Genomic DNA, 18,360 nt, shown 5'->3' on the forward strand with positions numbered 1-18,360 from the left:
TTTAAGTGGTTTTTTGCTTACGCCGTACGAAACTACAACCTCGGTCACTCAATAATGAATGCTCATCTGGTAGAATAAACCGTCGTTATATTGCCCGCACTAATAGCGGGCATTTTTGTATTATATTTTTTGGATGTTTGGTTAGGGAGAAACGTTTTGGAACTAAGTTCGATTTCAAAGCAAAAACAAATATATACCCAACTATCACAGGCTTGTTTTACTGACCCTTTTGCTTTTCTAGGGCCATACTTACCTTCTGAACAAGGTGCATTACGCGTATGGATTCCAGGGGCGGATAAAGTCGAGTTGATTGTTGGAAAGGAACCTCGTATTGAGTTAGCGCGAGAGGGTGAAAGTGGCTTCATTCTTAAGCAAGAAAGAGACTTACGTTTTACCCATTACAAGTTAGCAGTAGATTGGGCTGGGGAAGAGCAGATCATTGATGATCCGTACCAGTATCATGAACTTTATGCTAGCTATGAAGATCTTCATACACCGAAAGACATGTACCATCACATGGGGGCTCAATTTGTTACTTTAGAGCGTGATGGTCAGGTTATTTCGGGTACTCGATTTTTAGTTTATGCACCGCATGCAACAGCGGCAAGCTTGGTGGGTAACTTCAACGCTTGGGATGGTCGTCGTCATCCAATGCAACGCTTAGATTATGGTATGTGGGGCCTATTCATTCCTGAGCTGGAAGAAGGCGCTCAATACAAGTTTGAATTAAAAGGACCTGATGGTGAAGGCTTACCACACAAAGCTGATCCATGGGGTTTCTACTCTGAGCAATACCCATCATTTTCATCGGTTACTTACGATCACGCTCGCTACGAGTGGCAAGATACTCAATGGCAGAATCGCCCAGTTACGCAAAAGCGTAAAGAAGCACTTTCGTTCTATGAACTGCACGCTGGTTCTTGGAAGCGCAACGCTGAAGGCGAATTCCTAAACTACCGTGAGCTAGCCGCGGAGCTTATTCCGTACTTGACTGATCTTGGTTATACACACGTTGAGTTGATGCCAGTTTCAGAACATCCGTTTTACGGCTCTTGGGGCTATCAGCCAATAGGCTTGTTCGCACCAACGAGTCGTTTTGGTTCTCCAGATGATTTCAAATACTTTGTCGATCAATGTCACCAAGCTGGCCTAGGTGTTGTTCTTGATTGGGTTCCTGCACACTTCCCAAGTGATGATCACGGTCTAGCAAACTTCGATGGTACGCCTTTGTTCCATGATCCAGATCCACGTCGTGGTTGGCATCAAGACTGGAACTCGTACATTTACGATTTAGGCAAAGAACATGTTCGTCGTTTCTTGGTAGCAAACGCTCTGTACTGGTTCGAACAATTCCATATCGATGGCATTCGTGTTGATGCGGTTGCTTCGATGTTGTACCTCGATTATTCGCGCAGCCATGACCAATGGATACCGAATGCGGATGGTGGCAATGAAAACTACGACGCTATCGCAACCCTTAAGTGGATGAACGAAGAAGTGTATAAACACTTCCCGAATGCGATGACGATTGCTGAAGAATCAACGGCTTTCCCAGGTGTTTCAGCACCGACCTTTATGGGCGGCTTAGGCTTTGGCTTTAAGTGGAACATGGGTTGGATGCACGACAGTCTGTCTTACATTCAAGAAGACCCAATTAATCGTAAATATCACCACGATACAATTACTTTCCCACTGGTTTATGCACACAGTGAGAACTATGTATTGTCTCTGTCTCACGATGAGGTGGTTTACGGTAAAGGCTCTATCCATGACAAGATGCCTGGTGATGAATGGCAGCAAACAGCGAACTTGCGTGCTTACATGGGTTACATGTATGCGCAGCCGGGTAAGAAGCTGAACTTCATGGGTGCTGAGTTTGGTCAGACGGCTGAATGGAATCATGATGATCAACTGCAATGGTTCTTGTTAGATTATGAGCGCCATCAAGGTGTACAGCGTTTAACCAAAGACTTAAACAACTTGTATCGTTCTGAAGCTGCTATGCACGATCTTGATTTCGACCCGAAAGGCTTTGAATGGCGTCTTCAAGACTCTGCAGAAGCGAGTGTTCTTGCGCATGAACGTATTAGTGAGTCTGGTGAGCGCGTGTTGGTAGTTTCTAACTTTACGCCTGTTCCTCACGAGCACTTCCGCCTAGGTGTTCCAGCACAAGGTAAGTACTCACTGTTGTTGAATACTGACTCGGCTGATTACGCGGGCAGTGGCTTTGAAGTGAAGCCGACGGCTGAGATTGAATCAGTAGCAAGCGAAGGCTTAGATACATCGATTGAGTTGCGTTTACCGCCACTATCGACGGTTTTCTACAAGCTGAACTAGTTGAAAAATCAAAATAAAAAGGGAGCCTTTGGGCTCCCTTTTTTTCTATCTGTTTGGCTTAATGCTTGTTGAAATTCGTTAGATAGAACATTGAGCGACCTACGACAGTTTCAAGGATACGAACCGAATCGGTCCCAAAGCTCTCAAACATCTTCTCACGAAATTGACCATCTGAACTGACATTAAATTCTTCTGGACTCTTTACTTGTGATGCGTGGAAAAACATCAATTTAATAACGTATCGAAACCGTTCGTTATCTAGAGCATCTTGCCAAGATTTAACAAATGCCTCCTCTGACGAGAAGTCTAGGCTCTCGATAACAATCGATAACATATGCTTGTGAAGCACTGAGCGGATAGCGCGTGTCGATGAATAATAGCCCTGAAGCGTCGTTAAACTAATGCCAATTTCTTGAGCAATCCTTGCATAAGTTAGTGCTTCATGTCCTTCAGCCAGAAAAAGGTTTAGTACGATTTCATCGTAGTGCTTTTGGTTTTCTAGTTTCTGTACTTGAGTAATTCGAGCCATTACAAATCTCTATTGAGTGTAACATTCTGTAAACAACATATATTAAGAGTTTCTGATAGAGATCTCAAACACTATAGGTAAATAAAACGTCAGTTTATCGTCAAAAGTCGATAAACATAGATCGTTCGCTTGAATTTTAATCAGCTTTGAGCCGATACAAAAACACCGCTCTATTGAGCGGTGTGTTATTTTAAGTTGCTGTTTATATTTGGTAAATGAAAACTAGAACGGATACCAAAACAATTCAGTTTCAAGAATTCGTTTTACAATAGCCAATATCACTATCAAGGCGATGACCGTTAAGCACATAAAGTCGATACGTTTTAGAGGTGCATAGCTGTACCAAGTACGTGCTTTGTGTCGTCCAAAACCGCGCAGTGTCATCGCATTTGAAATCTCATCTGCTCTGTCCAAGCTCGAAAAAATCAATGGGCCTAACACTTTAGCAACATTTTTGATGCGAGTGATTAGTGGTGCTTTCTTTGATAGTTCGACGCCGCGAGCCTGTTGAGCATGCATGATATTGATGAAGTCTTTTTTAACTTCAGGCAAATAACGCAATGTTAAGCTCACCGCATACGCAATCTTGTAAGGAACACCGATACGGTTAAGGCTTGCTGCAAACTCAGTTGGGTGCGTCGTGAAGACAAAGATCAACGCTATCGGGAACATACTCATGTATTTGAGCGTGACAGTCACTAAGTAAAACAGTGTCTCTTGGCTCAATGAATAGTTGCCAGGAAGCGTCAACATCAGAGTTTCGCTACCGATGAGTTCAGGACCTTGTTGTGGGGCCAGTAAATACATAAATAAGGCGTTTAGGCTCAGAACACTTGCCGTACCAATCAATAGCGGCTTGTAAACACGCACTGGAACTTGAGTCAGTTTTAATAGGTATAAGCCAGTCAGGATCAAAACAACAATGAGCCTGAGATCGAAGGTTGTAAGGACAACGGTTACCCAAGCCAAGAAGAGTGCAAACTTCGTTATGCCGTTAAGAGCATGCAGTGGCGATTTTGTATCAATGTAATTGATGCCGAATTTTACTTTAGATGCATTCATTGAGCGCTTCTCTCGTAGTCGATGAAGTACTGCATAAATGCATTGGTGTTGTCGATTTTCATCATAGTCGCGAGTTCATAAATACTGGTGGTACAAAGATTTGCGCGTTCTAATAGTGATGGTTGACTGAATACTTCCGTCATCGCGGCATTGGCAATCAGCTTACTGTCTGCAATCACGATTGAACGTGTGGTGTACTCTAGAACGAGATGCATGTCGTGTGAAATAATCACAACGGTAATGCCTAAATCGCGATTGAGCTTTTGAATAAACGCCAGCATGGATGTGTAGTTACGGTAATCTTGACCAGCTGTAGGTTCATCTAAGATAAGAAGCTCAGGCTCCAATACTAAGATAGAGGCAATCGTCACACGTTTTTTCTGACCATAGCTTAGAGCTTCGATGGGCCAGTGACGGAACTTGCTTAGTCCACATAGCTCAAGAACGTTCTCAACTTTTTGTTTTATTTGATCTTCTGCAACGCCGCGGTTACGAAGGCCAAATGCAATCTCGTCGAAAATCATATGATGCGAGATCATATGGTTCGGGTTCTGCATTACTACACCGACTTTCTGACTTCTTTCGAAGATGGAAAGCTCAGATAGGTCTTCGCCATTAAGGTACGAAGAGCCTGAATCAGCGTCAATCACACCCATAACAATCTTGGTGATGGTGGACTTACCCGAGCCGTTTTTACCCAGTATTGAAACAAACTCACCCTTGCCAATCTTGAAGCTGACATCTTCAAGCGCATTCTTTTCGCCGTCGTAAGAGTAAGTCAGGCCATGTACTTCGAGTAAAGGCGTGTACTGCTTCTCTGCTAGCGGTGCAGGGCGTTCAGCAAACCAACCTTGTACTGAAGGGCGGAATCTTTTGTAATCCAACGCTTTGAGGTTTGAAAGCTTATCTTCGCTAGTCAGAGGTGCTTTTGCTGCTTTAAGCGCAGACAGATAAAGAGGTTCACGAATACCGTGCTTATCAAGTAGTTCAGAAGCTAAGATTTCATCGGGTGTCATGTCCGCGACGATTTCACCACGTTCCATTAAGATCACACGATCAATATCGCGATGCAGGACATCCTCAAGGCGGTGCTCGATAATCACGATAGTTTTGTTGGTTTCTTTATGAAGTTGGTCGATGATCTCAATCGTTGCCTTTCCTGTTTTAGGGTCAAGGCTCGCTAGAGGCTCATCAAACAGCAAGATATCGACATCATCGACTAGAATACCGGCTAACGAAACTCGTTGTTTCTGGCCGCCTGAAAGGTCGTGTGGAGAGCGTTCAAGCATATCCGCTAGGTCGACCATTTTTGCGGTCGACTTAACTAACGGGTACATATCAATGTTCGACATCAACTGGTTTTCTAATGCGAACGCGATATCTTCGCCGATACTTAACCCCACAAATTGGCTATCAGTATCTTGTAATACCGTGCCGACTTGCTCGGTATAGTCGTGCATCGAAAACTCAGAAATGTTCTTGCCGTTGATCTCTAAAGAACCTGTGACTTCACCTTTAATGGCATGAGGTATCAGACCATTGAGACACTGACCTAGGGTCGATTTACCACTCCCACTCGGTCCAATAATGACGATTTTCTCTCCTTTCTCTATCCTTAGATTGATATTTTTTAGCGTCGGTTTATCCAGCGACTCATATCTAAAAGAGAAGTTCGAAAATGCTATAGTCATTATCGCTTATGCCTCAGTCAGGTTGCGGCTTTGCTTATTGCGTTTAGCGACTGATTTAAGGATCAGGAAACCCACAACAGCGATCAGAACGGTGTTACCCGCAGCGATAATAGACAGTTGAGTGAAGACTTTCGTGAACGGTTCTGCGTAAAGAATAGTATCTAAGAATACAGAACAGCCATATCCGACAACATTACCAATAAGGGCAAGTACAACGAACAACGCAAAGTCTTTCATTGGCAGTTCGCCTTGTTGAAGGCGGTTTTTGGTTACCATAGGGAACAGACCAATAACCATACCCACGATGCCTGAGCCTAACACCCAAGTTAACCATACGCCCCAACCTGCGAACAAGTCCGTTACCCAGTGGCCAATAAAGCCAACTAAGAAGCCAACAATCGGGCCAAACAGAACAGAAAACAGTGCTAGAACTGCCATTGCTGGCTTTAATGTCGTGTTAGCAAACACTGGGACACCAAACATAGGCAAACCACCAATGCCGTACAGTGCCGCGCCTATAGCGATAACGACGACTGTTTTAGCTGAAAAGTTCATAGATAACCTCGAATACTGAAAGATAAAGCATAATAAAGAACCAATATTCGCCACTATTAATATGTGTCTCAATGAGATCGTTTTTTGGGCAAATATAAAAAATAAGGCGCGCATTATATAGCAGAACCCTTCCATAAGGGAAGGTAAGTGTCTAGATGTCTAAAATTCCATCTGAACGTGGGAATAACCCAAAGAATGCACGATTTTGTGGTTAATTGGTCAACAAAAAAGCCAGAACGAGTCTGGCTTTTTCATTCATATTAACAATATGTTAGATCTACTTGAGGTCTAGTTACCGGCTATTTATGGTCTAGATACAAGCTATGTAGTGATCTAGGTATGGATAGCTTAGTGATCTAGGTATAAGTAATTCTGCCAACTCTTCATACGAATAAGTACCTTACGCATGATAGACACGTGAGTGAAGCTGTCAGAATAAACGGCAACTTCAACTGCAGTACCCATAGGCAAATGGTAGTCAGACAGATCATCAGTGATGCTCAATTTAACAAACACACGACCACTGGTACGCAACGCATCAGTACCTAGAAGCGCGCCTCTAGCTTGGAATTGGCTCTCACCAATAGCTGGAATTACTTCATCAATACGTCCTTTGAATATTTTCCCTGGTAATGCTCTAAACAAGAACTCAGCTTCGTAACCCGGTTGTAGGCGTTGTAAGGAGTTTTGTCTGAACGCTGCGGTATAGAACTGCTCCTCTGTGTGAACAAACGTCATCACAGGAGCTAAAGGAAGTGGAACTGCCATTACACCTGGGCGTAATGCTAGTTGCGTAACGTATCCGTCAGTGGGAGCGCGAACCACGGTTTGTTCTAAGTCGAACTGAGCTTTACGTAATTCAGCTAATAAACTTAAAACAGCGGTATTTTCGCCACCGATTTCAGAATCCAAAGAAATTTTTGCTTGTTCTAGATTCGCGTCTGCAACTTTTACAGCGGCTTCTGATGCCTTGTAAGCTTGTCTGCGAGTATCTAATTGCTGTTCGGTAAAGGCGCCACTGTCATAACCGCGCTTGTAACGAGAGAACTCACGTTGGGCCTTATCTCTTTCTGCAATAGCTTTGATTTTTGCAGCCTCTGCTTCAGTGACTTCAGACTCCATTCCAAGGGCACCTTGGCTTGCTTCTTTTACTTTTGCCTCTAATCTTGCGACCTCTGCTTCAAATGGAATAGGGTCGATTTTGAAAAGAATATCCCCTTGCTTAAGAGGTTTGTTTGCCTCAACAGGAACTTCGATAACTTTACCTCTAACGCCTGAAACGACAGGTGTGGTTGAGTAAACTTGGTTACCGATCTGCGTGAAAGGGTGGTTGTAGTTCATCAGCAGAATGAGTGTGCCTACGATGATTACACCACCAAGAACGGCTGTGGGTACTGTCCACTTATTTAGCGGGATATTGAACACCTTGAAAATGGTGATACAAAGCGCCGCGTAGGTCATTATCAGCAGTAAATCCATTACTTAACCTCCTGATCTTGAGCGTTATTCTGCTCTTTAGCTTGATTCTCTTTCACTGAATCGGCTTGTTTGAGTTGCGCGATTTCTTCCTGAAGGGTGCTGACTTGATCAATTAAAATATCGACACGGTGATGGATGTCGTGTTGTTCTTCTTCAAGTTTGGCAAAACCCCAACCGCGATCTTTACGCCAGAGCGTGGCCCAAATCCAAAGAAATGGCCAAATAGTGTGTAAGGTGAATAGGCTAACCCAGCCTGAGACATGAATAGCATCTTGATGAGGGTGATTGCGTTCTTTCGCTATTTCATAGGGAATATCGTGAATAACGATGATGCCGTAAAAGATTACTAATGCTACGAAAATGAGTAGACCGAGAGCAAAATAGTCTAAAAACATAACAGGTCCTTGTAATGTTAGATATTAGTTATAAATATAGTACGCTATCATCCAAGTAATTGTTATAAAAATGATTTACCCAGTTACAAATAATGTGTTTTCGCTTCTAATGCGAACAAAATCATTGTTGAATCTTATAAAATCGTAACCACGTTTGGTGGGGAGTTTATGGCATTGGGTAAGGAAATCTAGTTGAAGCGATGAAGACATTGGTTCGATAAAGAGTATGGTTCTAAATTACGTGCATAACCACAAAGGATAAATTCGGATGTATATAGGTGAATTGGCCGCTATTGGTGCTGCGATTGTGTGGGCGTGTGCGACATGGATTTATGGGCAGTTTGGGCATCGTTTTTCTGCGATGCAGCTGAATATTGTTAAAGGCGTAGTCGCTTCTGGAATGATGCTGCTTGTGATGCCTCTTATTCCGATGCCTGAGCTTGAACTGAGTGCTAACCACTTTTGGATATTGGCTATCTCTGGCGTGATAGGTATCGCGATTGGAGACAGCGCTTATTTTGCGGCGTTGAGAAGAATAGGTGCCAACAAGACCCTGTTACTTGAATCTTTGGCTCCTCCGCTTTCAGGTGTGCTGGCGTTGATGTTCCTCGGTGCAGCCTTGACCTTACAAAGCTGGTTAGGTGTTGTAATCACCACGCTCGCAGTTACTTTTGTCGTGTTTCAACCGTCTAAATCGGTGAGCGGAGAATCTAGTGACAAAGCGCAATGGAGCGGCATTGGATACGGGCTTGTGGCGAGTGTGTGCCAGGCTTCGGGTGTGGTTATTTCCCATTATGCTCTAGTGGCAGGTGACATTCCGCCTTTGTTAGGTGCTTTGATTCGCCTGACGATTGGTGTGTTGGCTGTAATGCTCATTATCCCGTTTGTTGAGAAGAAGCCATATTCGTCAATAAAAAGAGATTTATGGGCGATGACTAAACTCGATAAGCTTTGGCTTCTAGGGGCAATCTTTGTTGGGACATTCCTCGCTTTATGGCTTCAGCAAGTGGCGTTGAAAAATGCCAATCCTGCGATTGCACAGACACTGATAGCGACCAGTCCGGTCTTTATTTTGGTGATCTATGCGCTTAAAGGAGAAAAGGTGTCAAAGCAAAGTATCATCGGGACGCTTGTCGCTTTAGGTGGGATCTCTCTGTTTTTCTATCAATAGCTCTGCCTGGATCTACGACTATTAATGGTGAGTAAGCACAGAGCATGCTCTGCACTTACTCTAATCTTATTTACCTACTCAGTGCACACCTGGTTACGGCCGTTGGCTTTGGCTCGGTATAGAGCTTTATCTGCTCGATAGAAGGTACGTTGAGTATTTTCTCCTTCGCGATGTAACGTGATACCAATGCTGACGGTTAAACCGCGTTCACCCAGTATCTCATGCCAGCCAAATTGAAAGATGCGTTCGCGGTAATTTTCCGAATGCATTTCTGCCTTAGCAAGGTTGGTGTTCTCAAGGATGACTAAGAATTCCTCTCCACCAAACCGGACACAAGATGCGCCTCTAAATTTGAAGTAGGCACTGAGTTCTTGAGATACGCTTACAATCGCTTTGTCGCCCACTAAGTGGCTGAGTTCGTCATTGATTGACTTAAAGTGGTCAATATCAACCACCATTAACGCGAAAGGCGTTTCGTGCAGCAACATGTCTTTCAGTTTTACATCTAACCATCGACGGTTATGCAAACCTGTCAGCGGATCGGTAAAGACGTCTTGTTGCAGTTGAGCAACGGCATTTTTGTGCTGCTCAGTGGTTTCTTTGAGTTCTCTATTCTCTTGTTCAGATAAGATCAGCTTGAGTTTAAGCTCGAAACGAGACAGGCGGCGCAATTGACTTGCACCAAGCTCACTGATTGGAATCTGCTTCATTAAGTCCGTTTCTATGCGGTAGCCTTTCTTCTCATAGCTCAGGGCCTCTTGGAAGTGGCCTTGATTCATACACACATCACTCAATGAGTCGTAGAAACGTTTTGCAAGCACGGGAGACGAATAGTCTTTCACTCGTTTGTCTGTACTCGATAAGATCATACTTGCGTATTCTTGCTTATTGATTGCACTTAAGCAGCGTGCGAGCTCTAAGCGAGTCATGGTGGTTAACCAGCTTGCTTGTGTGTTCTTTGCTGAATATTGAACTTTAGACAGGCAGCGTAATGCTTCATGGTACTTTTTCTTAGCACGAAGCACCTTGGCTTGATAAAGCGCTATCTGTGCGGTCAACAACTTGTCGCTGACGAGAATGCTCAGCTCTTCACATTCGTTGAGCAAATCCGTCGCCGCCGTAATACGATTGAGTAGCAGAAGGCTCGCCACCATATGCAGCTTGAATTTAAGACGAAGTGAACGACTGCTGATTGCGTGATCGATGCTATTGATCTTTTGATAGTAGCGTAGCGCTCGGCTGTGATCACCATAGGCATCACACAGGTTGCCCATTCCCAAAATAGCCATTACGTACTCATCAATGTAGCCATGTTCAACAGCGATTGATGATGAGCTGACGAATTCATTCAGGGCTGAGGTGTAGTCACCAATTTCGACGAGACGATCACTTAAACTGGTTTTCACCGTAAGGATGTCTTCGATGTCGGTAGGTAAGTGGAGCAGGTCGAGTGCCAATCTGAGTTCATCAATACTGGCTTGGTTTTGTTGCAACTCAGCACGGTATTCCGAGCTGATGATATAGCAGTGGGCTTGTTCTGTTTTGGTTGTCGAAACGTGCTGGCGAATGTGATCCCAGAATATGATCGCTTCTTCGCCCGATACCGATGACGGATCTAAACCTGCGTCAGTGATCTTACTTAATAGCGTTTCCATCAATCTCTTACCTCGGCATCATCTTCTTCTAGTTGTTCAAGAGTGAACGGGAACGTCAAAATGTCATTGAGGCTGACGGTAGGTTTTGAACCTTTTAATCCTTTTCGATGCCAAGGGAACATATCAAGCATGGTGGTTAGAGTTTTGAAGGTTTGCTCTGCTGCCTCATCTTTCTCGGAAAGCATCAGTGCGACACGTTCGGAGCTCAGCCTTGAAATGAAATCGTTTTGATTACATAGGGTATGAGCGATTTCGGTACAGACATCTAAGTAGTCGGGGTCTACGTGTTGAAACATGATGATGCTGTGATTCGAACGTTTGAGTTCTGTTTTGAAGAGAACCAATTGCTCCCACCAAAACGTCTCAGAGACAACAAAAGAAAAGTGCTTTTCTGGATCGTATTCATGTTGACCACGAATGCGGTTTATAAGCTTTCGTGCTCTCTGTTCAAGTTGGCGTTTTGAACTTCGCGCTTTATCTAGGCCAACACGTGTCGTTTGTTCGCGAAGCATACCGATAGAATATTGACGGTATTTCTTGAAGGCGATTAATGCAGCTTTAAAATCTTGGTTTTCTTCTGCAACCAAAGATTGTTGATAGCAGATCTGGCTCAGTAATTCACCATTGTCGAACTCGTTTGCAGATTGTTCAGCAAGCTTGAGCAACTCAGCGGCGTGTTCAGGTCTTTTTCTCAGAAGTTCTAATCGAGCTCGACTGATGTAAGAGTGCGCCTTCATCCAAATTAGGTTGTGCTCGACTGCAAGCGTATGCGCTTTGGCTGTTGCTCGTTCTGCATCGTCTAAGCGTTCTAAGCCAAGCAAAGCAAGGCCTCTAAAGTCCCAGACTTCGGCATGCCAGGTGTTATCTTTATGTTCTTTAAGTGCTTCTTCCGCCCCATCCAGTACCGATAACATCTCAACGTAATTGTTGAGCAGGTAATAATCCCAAGCGAGCAGTATTCTTGCTTTGCCTTCTAACCAGCCAATTCGGCTAATGTTCGCCACTTTTACGGCGAGCTGGTGGGTAGAGCGGGCTAGCTTGTATTCGTGAGTCATTCGCCAAATATTGCCGAGGCCAATCAAGCATTCAATTTGTATCTCAACTTCGTCAACCAGTGCTGATTGCTCTAAGGCATTGATCCAAAACTGTTGAGCTGAATAATATTTGGCTTGTCCCCAGAACTGGAGCGCATGTAGGTGAAGGATTTCAGGGAGGAAAAGGTCGGTGTCTAAGCGGTTCTGTCGTTTGTAGGCTTCTTTGATGTGCTTTAAACCTGTCTGGTAATCCATCAGGTTCCAGCTACATCTTGCCATCAGCATCAGTGACTGAATCGCGCCCTCTTCAAACAGAACTTGCTCTGATCTGACGAGGCACTGTTGTGCAATCTCAAGGATCACCAACGGTTCAGAGTCGACACGAGTTTTGAGTTGTTCTAGTTCTGTTTCAAGAAGGTACTGATTTTTGTCCAAGGCTTAGATCCATAATTATCGAACATATTGATAACACAATCATTATAAGAGTGTGATTTAGGATAAGCACTAATTATCTTTCGTAGAGCATGTAAGGAACATGTATCTTTTCCATTTATGGGTGTTACCTCATGTTGTTGCTTTAAAATCAATGAGTTCCCAAATAAATGTCTAGTTTATAGTTATCTATGAAAGTAGTTGCTTTAGGGTTAATGGCTGCTCAGTTACGTCTAAACGTTGTGCCGCAGTTAGCCCTTGCTTATCTTGGTAGCACAGATTGTGCCAAGCTCTGAATATGTCGAGTAATGGAAGAATGCCACCTGGACGAAGTTTACGTCTAGGTTCATTAATGAAGCTATCAAACAGAACTTGGAAGCGTTGTTGATAGAACTTAGTTTGTTGAATAGATGCGGTGTTAAACCACTGTTTTGGCTCTGGATTGTTACCTGTTAGGTAGCAAATGCCTTTCTGGTTATCACCTTGATTGGCAATAGCCCAACGATCGCGCCACCAACTCATGTGCACAATGTCGATCTTTTCAAAACTTTGATCGTCTTGCCAGCCTGGATCTTCCTCTACATACATAAGGTCAATATTTTGACTCTGTATGCGCGGCAAGCAAACGCTTAGGGCGGCAGATCTTAGTAATGGGTCTTGTGGCATATAAATGGCGACATGCTTACTCTCGTCACACATATCCAACACATGTAAGAAGTGTGCATAAGAGGTGTAAGGCGGTCGAATGAGTGCCCCTTTAGAAGGATAGCTAAACGTAGTGAGGTTACCCATAGGGTCCTCAACGTTGCCTCTCGCGAGGATCACTTGATACTGCTGCTCAATACGCTCTTTCAACTTCTCAGAAGGCTGAGGAAGTTCGAGGTTTGCCTCTGATGAGTGGTCTTTTGAGACAAAGCGTGCCACATCGTCGTAGGGGTTGTGGTCAACATTTCCCGAAGGCTCTTCATTTTGAGAGTAATTGACATGCTGGCAAAGGATATAGCCAGAATGCGCCTCGCCCGTTGCGATCCAGACCACACCGTTATTACTTTGTGGTTGTAAGCGCTGATAATGGGAAGCGAATTGATAGTCTTTGGCATGATTAACCCATCGAGCATCGATCATCGCTAATTTACGACGACAACGGCTGGCGATATGGTCAACATGATCATAGAAAGTCTTTGGGTTGATCTCTAATTTTCTACAGATTTCACGTACAGAATAGCCCATGAACAATAAGCCCATGAGGTTCTCTTGAAACTGAAGTTTTTTATTGGATCCAGACCACTTATCAACGAAGGTTGATTGGCAGTCTTTGCATCGATAACGCTGCCTGTCACCACTGTAACCGAAGGCATGATAAAGATGTTTGTGGGTATGAACCGATAGGCCAAAGTTATCGCAATCATCATTGCGGCAAGCAGGAAGGCCATCGCTGTGAAGTTGTCTCAGGCGATGAAGTTCGCTTAACACTTCACGATTGTTAAGTAAGGGGGGGAAAGCTCCACATTCACGACAAACCATCGCTGGACGCTTAGGGTTAGCGTGTTGCAAAACATACCGTTTTGCATCGCTCAAGCCAAAGTTGTCACACGCCAATGTTTTACAAAAGTTGAGTTGCAAACCATCCGCATCTTTTGGCAGCTTGTCGTTAGACACGATCTCCCCCTCGGGATTATTTGAGCAGCCAAATGAGCTTGGCTGCGGGGTAACGCTTTTCAATGTATCTTTTATCAAATCGTTAGATGTTGATTGCAGTCTCTAGAGCAACTTTCATCATGTCGTTGAAAGATTTTTGACGCTCTTCTGAGCTTAGTTTCTCACCACGGATGATGTGGTCAGATACTGTTAGGATAGTTAGCGCTTTAGCACCAAGATCCGCAGCAACACCGTAGATACCAGCTGCTTCCATATCAACACCAAGGATGCCTAGCTTTTCCATTTTTTCGAAAAGGTCAGCTTCTGGAGTGTAGAAAAGGTCTGCAGAGAATACGTTACCAACTTTAACTGGCACTTCTTGAGCACGAGCTTGGCTTACTGCTTCTTCTAGAAGACCGAAATCAGCGATAGCAGCGAAGTCATGGTTGTTGAAACGAATACGGTTTACTTTTGAGTCAGTAGAAGCACCCATACCGATAACAACGTCCATTAGTTTAACGTCGTCACGTACTGCACCACAGCTACCTACACGAATAACGTTTTTCACGCCGAATTCAGCGATAAGCTCGTGTACGTAGATGCAGCATGATGGGATACCCATACCGTGGCCCATTACAGAAACTTTCTTACCTTTGTAAGTGCCTGTGTAACCAAACATGTTGCGAACGTCACAAACTTGCTTCACGTCATCAAGGAATGTTTCTGCAATGTATTTTGCGCGAAGCGGGTCGCCCGGCATAAGTACTGTTTCTGCGAAATCACCAGCTTGAGCATTAATATGAGGTGTAGCCATGGTCGTTCTCCAAAGTTTAAACGGTAATTATAGGAACAGGATTTAATCAATTACCGATTCTGTTGAATTGAATTCGTTTTGTTGAGGCAATATTAGCGAGTTAAAACGAGGCTCCATGAGACTTTAGTCACAAAATAGATCCAACATTATAGTTTTATTAATATTGATAACCAAATGTGTTGAAAACTTAAAGGCAATCGATTTTGTATGGGTAATTTGCAAGCTATCTACAGGTAAATCTAAAAATATAAACCTATTGCATATTTGTTTAGAGACAACAATACATTGTAGAGACGTTTGATCAGCGATAATCTAAACTTTGATAAAAGATAAACCAAGGAATTGTATGTCGTATTGCGCTAACTTGATGCCTTTGCTCGCAATGAAAACACAACTGCGCAAGATCGCTTTGCTTACTGTGAGAAAGACTTTGTTCCCTCTGGTAACAACTCTGCTTGTAGGCACGATGACTTCTTCGTGGGTGTCTGCTGCCACTTTTGAGTTGCCACCAAAAGAAAGTCGTATCGTGGGCAGAATACAGCAACATGAAGTTGCGGCGGGTGAAACGTTGGCTATTATTGCAAAGCAATACGATATTGGCTTTCTCTCTTTGATGGCGGCAAACAAAGGGGTTGATCCTTTTCTTCCTGCTGAAGGCTATGTACTAAGCATTCCTAGTCGTTTGATTCTGCCGGACACTCCGAGAAAAGGCATTGTGATTAACCTTGCTGAGTTAAGGCTGTACTACTTTGAGCCTGAGAAGAATCAGGTACATGTGTTCCCGGTCGGTATTGGTCGAGTAGGGCGTGATACTCCCGAGATGATCACCAAGATAAGCCAAAAACGTCCAAACCCGACTTGGACTCCTCCAAACTCAATCCGCAAAGAGTACTTAGAGAAAGGCATAGAGTTACCAAGAGTGGTTCCTGCTGGGCCTGAAAATCCTTTAGGTGAATATGCATTGCGACTTGCTTATGGTGCTGGTGATTATCTGATACACGGTACCAATAAAGACTTTGGGATTGGCTTGCGAGTGAGCTCAGGGTGTATCCGTATGGAACCTAAAGATATTGAGTGGCTTTTTGAACAGGTGAGCCGCGGTGAACAAGTCACAATAATCGATGAGCCGATTAAAGTGTCTTTAGAGCCTGACAGAAGCGTGTTTGTTGAAGCTCACGAACCTTTGACGCGAAGTGATGGCTCTAAGAAATTACTGCAAATCCCTGTTGAACTAAAATGGTGGCTTGAAGACGCAGATTTGCCTAATTCAAAGGCGAAAGCGGTTATCTTCGCTCAAAATGGTGTGCCTGTTGAAATAGCACCACCTGTGATTGAGTTTTAAAAACGAATCATTCCTCCCTTAATAAAAAACACCACCTCGAAAAGAGGTGGTGTTGTCAATTTACTGCATGTATATACGTCTTTTGAAATCTACAGCTTCATTGAGTTTCTAATCTCAACTACTTAGTGTAAGACTCAGCAATGTTGTCGATACGGTCGTTAGCACGATCCGCTTCTTCTTTTGCTGCCATAGCCGCAGCTGATGCTTCTTGAGCTTTCATTTCAGCAGCCGCTTTGTCACTCTTAAGTGCTTCTACTTCGCTGCTTAGCTCAGCAACTTGGTTAGTTAGTTGGTCCATTTCTGATACCGCTGCTTCTTCAGGCTCTGAAGAACAACCAGCTAAAATAAATACTGAGGCTGCAGCTGCGATTAACGTCTTATTCATAAGAACTCCTTGCTTATTTATCATCAAAAGATGCGCTATACATTCTTTATCATATAGTCGCTTCATTAATGATTGTAGCGACTAATTTTTTAACTGCAAAAACAATAACTAAAGAAATTGCTAAATTTTTGAGGTAATTAGCTAGGTATCACAATCTGTCTCACTTTTGAGATGAAGTGTGTGGCGCGGCAATAATGCAGTACAAAGGTGGGTCACCCCTTTGTTCGCGGTGCATACAATATTCTGGCTAACATTAGATAAAGGGATAAATTTACTGTGATCTCTATCCTTATAAAGTACTTTCGCGGTATCATGTCACGTTAAATTAATTTTATTCAATACCATCATGACTGGAGAGTCCTTTGCACTTTAAAGATTTAGGCTTAGATAACCGCTTACTGAAGAACTTAAAACATTACGACTTCAAGAAGGCGACAGAGATCCAATCAAAAGCGATCCCTGTTGCTATTGCTGGTAAGGATCTATTGGCTTCATCAAAAACGGGATCAGGTAAAACATTGGCGTTTGTGTTGCCGATGATACATAAAGCATTAAAAACAAAAGCGTTTTCTGCTAAAGATCCTCGTGGTGTAATTTTGGCTCCTACTCGTGAGCTAGCAAAACAAGTTTACGGCGAGCTGCGTAGCATGCTTGGCGGTCTGTCTTACGAAGCCACACTTATCTTGGGTGGTGAAAACTTTAACGACCAAGTTAAAGCTCTACGTAAGTACCCTCGTTTTATTGTTGCGACTCCAGGCCGTCTTGCGGATCACCTTGAGCACCGTTCACTGTTTTTAGATGGTGTTGAAACGCTGATCCTTGATGAAGCTGACCGTATGCTGGATTTAGGTTTCGCACCTGAATTACGTCGTATTGCGAATGCTGCTAAACACCGTCGTCGTCAAACGTTGATGTTCTCTGCAACGCTTGATCACGCGGAAGTGAATGGCATTGCCAATGAAATGCTAGATGCACCTAAGCGTATCTCAGTGGGTGTTTCTAACGAACAGCACCTTGATATCACTCAGAAGTTCTACCTGTGTGACCACCTAGATCACAAAGAAGCGATCTTGGATCGTGTTATTGAAGAAGCTGAATACCGTCAGGTGATGATCTTCACTGCAACTCGTGCCGATACTGACCGTTTAACGGATAAGTTGAACGAGAAGAAGCTTAAAGCTGTGGCATTGAGCGGCAACCTAAACCAAACGCAACGTAATGCCATCATGAGCCAATTTGAGCGTGCGGTTTACAAGATCTTGGTAACAACCGATGTTGCTTCACGTGGTATCGATATTCCAAACGTAAGCCACGTTATCAACTTTGATATGCCTAAGCATACGGAAGAGTACGTGCACCGCGTTGGTCGTACTGGTCGTGCGGGTAATAAAGGTGATGCAATCTCTTTGGTTGGTCCAAAAGACTGGGATAGCTTTAAGCGTGTTGAGCTTTACCTTCAACAAGATCTTACTTTCTCAGTACTTGAAGGCTTGAAAGGTAAATTCAAAGGCATTAAGCCTCGTAAACCTGCTTTTGCTAAAGGCGGACCTGCGAAGAAGAAGACCAACACTCAAGCTAAGAAAACGCCGAAGAAACCAGTTAAGCGCGATAAGAGCTTCCACCAAAATGTGGCTGTGGGTGATACCGTGTTTATCCCTAAGAAGAAAGTCGCACCAAAAGTGGACGACGAGTAATCAACTTGCATAACCTAAAAGCTTAGCTTTGAAAGGTTGATGTAAACAAAAACCGCCGAGGATGGCGGTTTTTTTGTATCTGTACTTTGTGTAAGCCTTAGCTTTTGGTACTTACAGGCGGTATCTGATGATACTGAGAGAGCTTGT

Annotated in this window: 15 protein-coding genes; 4 read left to right on the plus strand and 11 right to left on the minus strand. The window is 43.7% G+C overall.

Features of this window, described 5'->3' with window-relative positions; translation table 11 throughout:
* Positions 1-156 precede the first annotated feature (156 nt).
* Complete coding sequence (glgB, locus tag QUF19_RS21650; RefSeq protein ID WP_286303253.1) at positions 157-2,337, plus strand: 1,4-alpha-glucan branching protein GlgB; 2,181 nt, start codon at positions 157-159, stop codon at positions 2,335-2,337.
* A 58-nt stretch (positions 2,338-2,395) separates the two neighbouring features.
* On the opposite strand, the gene QUF19_RS21655 is transcribed toward glgB, so the two are convergent.
* From QUF19_RS21655 to QUF19_RS21680, 6 genes are all read right to left on the minus strand, one after another.
* Entirely contained in the window at positions 2,396-2,866 is a 471-nt protein-coding gene (locus QUF19_RS21655; RefSeq protein ID WP_286303254.1) for a TetR/AcrR family transcriptional regulator, read from the minus strand.
* A gap of 222 nt (positions 2,867-3,088) precedes the next feature.
* Positions 3,089-3,928 carry an energy-coupling factor transporter transmembrane component T family protein gene (locus tag QUF19_RS21660; RefSeq protein WP_286303255.1) on the minus strand — a complete coding sequence of 280 codons (840 nt, stop codon included), beginning with the start codon at positions 3,926-3,928 and terminating at the stop codon, positions 3,089-3,091.
* Positions 3,925-5,619: an ABC transporter ATP-binding protein gene (locus tag QUF19_RS21665; RefSeq protein WP_286303256.1), complete on the minus strand. Its 1,695-nt coding sequence runs from the start codon at positions 5,617-5,619 to the stop codon at positions 3,925-3,927. Before QUF19_RS21665 ends, QUF19_RS21660 begins: the two co-directional genes overlap by 4 nt.
* 6 nt (positions 5,620-5,625) lie before the next feature.
* Positions 5,626-6,174 (minus strand): ECF-type riboflavin transporter substrate-binding protein, encoded by a 549-nt coding sequence (locus QUF19_RS21670; RefSeq protein ID WP_286303257.1) that lies wholly within the window; start codon positions 6,172-6,174, stop codon positions 5,626-5,628.
* 348 nt (positions 6,175-6,522) lie between these two features.
* On the minus strand, positions 6,523-7,653 hold the full coding sequence (locus QUF19_RS21675) for an HlyD family secretion protein (RefSeq protein WP_286303258.1): 1,131 nt from the start codon (positions 7,651-7,653) through the stop codon (positions 6,523-6,525).
* Positions 7,653-8,048, minus strand: coding sequence for a DUF3302 domain-containing protein (locus QUF19_RS21680; protein WP_286303259.1), 396 nt, complete (start codon positions 8,046-8,048; stop codon positions 7,653-7,655). The genes QUF19_RS21675 and QUF19_RS21680 overlap by 1 nt, the downstream gene beginning before the upstream one ends.
* A 268-nt stretch (positions 8,049-8,316) precedes the next feature.
* Between QUF19_RS21680 and QUF19_RS21685 the strand changes: the two genes are divergently transcribed.
* Positions 8,317-9,219: a DMT family transporter gene (locus QUF19_RS21685; RefSeq protein WP_286303260.1), complete on the plus strand. Its 903-nt coding sequence runs from the start codon at positions 8,317-8,319 to the stop codon at positions 9,217-9,219.
* Between the two features lie 74 nt (positions 9,220-9,293).
* Here the strand turns inward: QUF19_RS21685 and QUF19_RS21690 are convergent, their stop codons facing one another.
* The 4 genes from QUF19_RS21690 to deoD form a co-directional block, all read right to left on the minus strand.
* Complete coding sequence (locus QUF19_RS21690) at positions 9,294-10,874, minus strand: GGDEF domain-containing protein (RefSeq protein WP_102438334.1); 1,581 nt, start codon at positions 10,872-10,874, stop codon at positions 9,294-9,296.
* Complete coding sequence (locus tag QUF19_RS21695) at positions 10,874-12,343, minus strand: tetratricopeptide repeat protein (RefSeq protein WP_286303261.1); 1,470 nt, start codon at positions 12,341-12,343, stop codon at positions 10,874-10,876. Before QUF19_RS21695 ends, QUF19_RS21690 begins: the two co-directional genes overlap by 1 nt.
* A gap of 186 nt (positions 12,344-12,529) precedes the next feature.
* Positions 12,530-13,999 carry a lactate dehydrogenase gene (locus tag QUF19_RS21700; RefSeq protein WP_286303262.1) on the minus strand — a complete coding sequence of 490 codons (1,470 nt, stop codon included), beginning with the start codon at positions 13,997-13,999 and terminating at the stop codon, positions 12,530-12,532.
* A gap of 82 nt (positions 14,000-14,081) precedes the next feature.
* Positions 14,082-14,792 (minus strand): purine-nucleoside phosphorylase, encoded by a 711-nt coding sequence (gene deoD, locus QUF19_RS21705; RefSeq protein ID WP_102438328.1) that lies wholly within the window; start codon positions 14,790-14,792, stop codon positions 14,082-14,084.
* Positions 14,793-15,138: 346 nt separating this feature from the next.
* Between deoD and QUF19_RS21710 the strand changes: the two genes are divergently transcribed.
* Entirely contained in the window at positions 15,139-16,134 is a 996-nt protein-coding gene (locus tag QUF19_RS21710; RefSeq protein ID WP_286303263.1) for a L,D-transpeptidase family protein, read from the plus strand.
* 118 nt (positions 16,135-16,252) lie between these two features.
* On the opposite strand, the gene QUF19_RS21715 is transcribed toward QUF19_RS21710, so the two are convergent.
* The gene (locus QUF19_RS21715) at positions 16,253-16,519 is read right to left on the minus strand and encodes an Lpp/OprI family alanine-zipper lipoprotein (RefSeq protein WP_004732066.1); all 267 of its coding nucleotides are present in this window, start codon (positions 16,517-16,519) and stop codon (positions 16,253-16,255) included.
* 362 nt (positions 16,520-16,881) lie between these two features.
* On the opposite strand from QUF19_RS21715, the gene QUF19_RS21720 reads away from it, so the two are divergent.
* Positions 16,882-18,213: a DEAD/DEAH box helicase gene (locus QUF19_RS21720; protein WP_050652532.1), complete on the plus strand. Its 1,332-nt coding sequence runs from the start codon at positions 16,882-16,884 to the stop codon at positions 18,211-18,213.
* Positions 18,214-18,360 lie beyond the last annotated feature (147 nt).

The sequence above is a fragment of the Vibrio sp. FE10 genome (assembly GCF_030297155.1).
GTDB lineage: Bacteria > Pseudomonadota > Gammaproteobacteria > Enterobacterales > Vibrionaceae > Vibrio > Vibrio apostichopi.

Bases quoted from the DNA above. Each gene is read 5' to 3' on its own strand.
- QUF19_RS21655 (WP_286303254.1), bottom strand. From the start codon at position 2,866: ATGGCTCGAATTACTCAAGTACAGAAACTAGAAAACCAAAAGCACTAC.
- QUF19_RS21660 (WP_286303255.1), bottom strand. From the start codon at position 3,928: ATGAATGCATCTAAAGTAAAATTCGGCATCAATTACATTGATACAAAA.
- QUF19_RS21665 (WP_286303256.1), bottom strand. From the start codon at position 5,619: ATGACTATAGCATTTTCGAACTTCTCTTTTAGATATGAGTCGCTGGAT.
- QUF19_RS21670 (WP_286303257.1), bottom strand. From the start codon at position 6,174: ATGAACTTTTCAGCTAAAACAGTCGTCGTTATCGCTATAGGCGCGGCA.
- QUF19_RS21675 (WP_286303258.1), bottom strand. From the start codon at position 7,653: ATGGATTTACTGCTGATAATGACCTACGCGGCGCTTTGTATCACCATT.
- QUF19_RS21680 (WP_286303259.1), bottom strand. From the start codon at position 8,048: ATGTTTTTAGACTATTTTGCTCTCGGTCTACTCATTTTCGTAGCATTA.
- QUF19_RS21685 (WP_286303260.1), top strand. From the start codon at position 8,317: ATGTATATAGGTGAATTGGCCGCTATTGGTGCTGCGATTGTGTGGGCG.
- QUF19_RS21690 (WP_102438334.1), bottom strand. From the start codon at position 10,874: ATGGAAACGCTATTAAGTAAGATCACTGACGCAGGTTTAGATCCGTCA.
- deoD (WP_102438328.1), bottom strand. From the start codon at position 14,792: ATGGCTACACCTCATATTAATGCTCAAGCTGGTGATTTCGCAGAAACA.
- QUF19_RS21710 (WP_286303263.1), top strand. From the start codon at position 15,139: ATGTCGTATTGCGCTAACTTGATGCCTTTGCTCGCAATGAAAACACAA.
- QUF19_RS21715 (WP_004732066.1), bottom strand. From the start codon at position 16,519: ATGAATAAGACGTTAATCGCAGCTGCAGCCTCAGTATTTATTTTAGCT.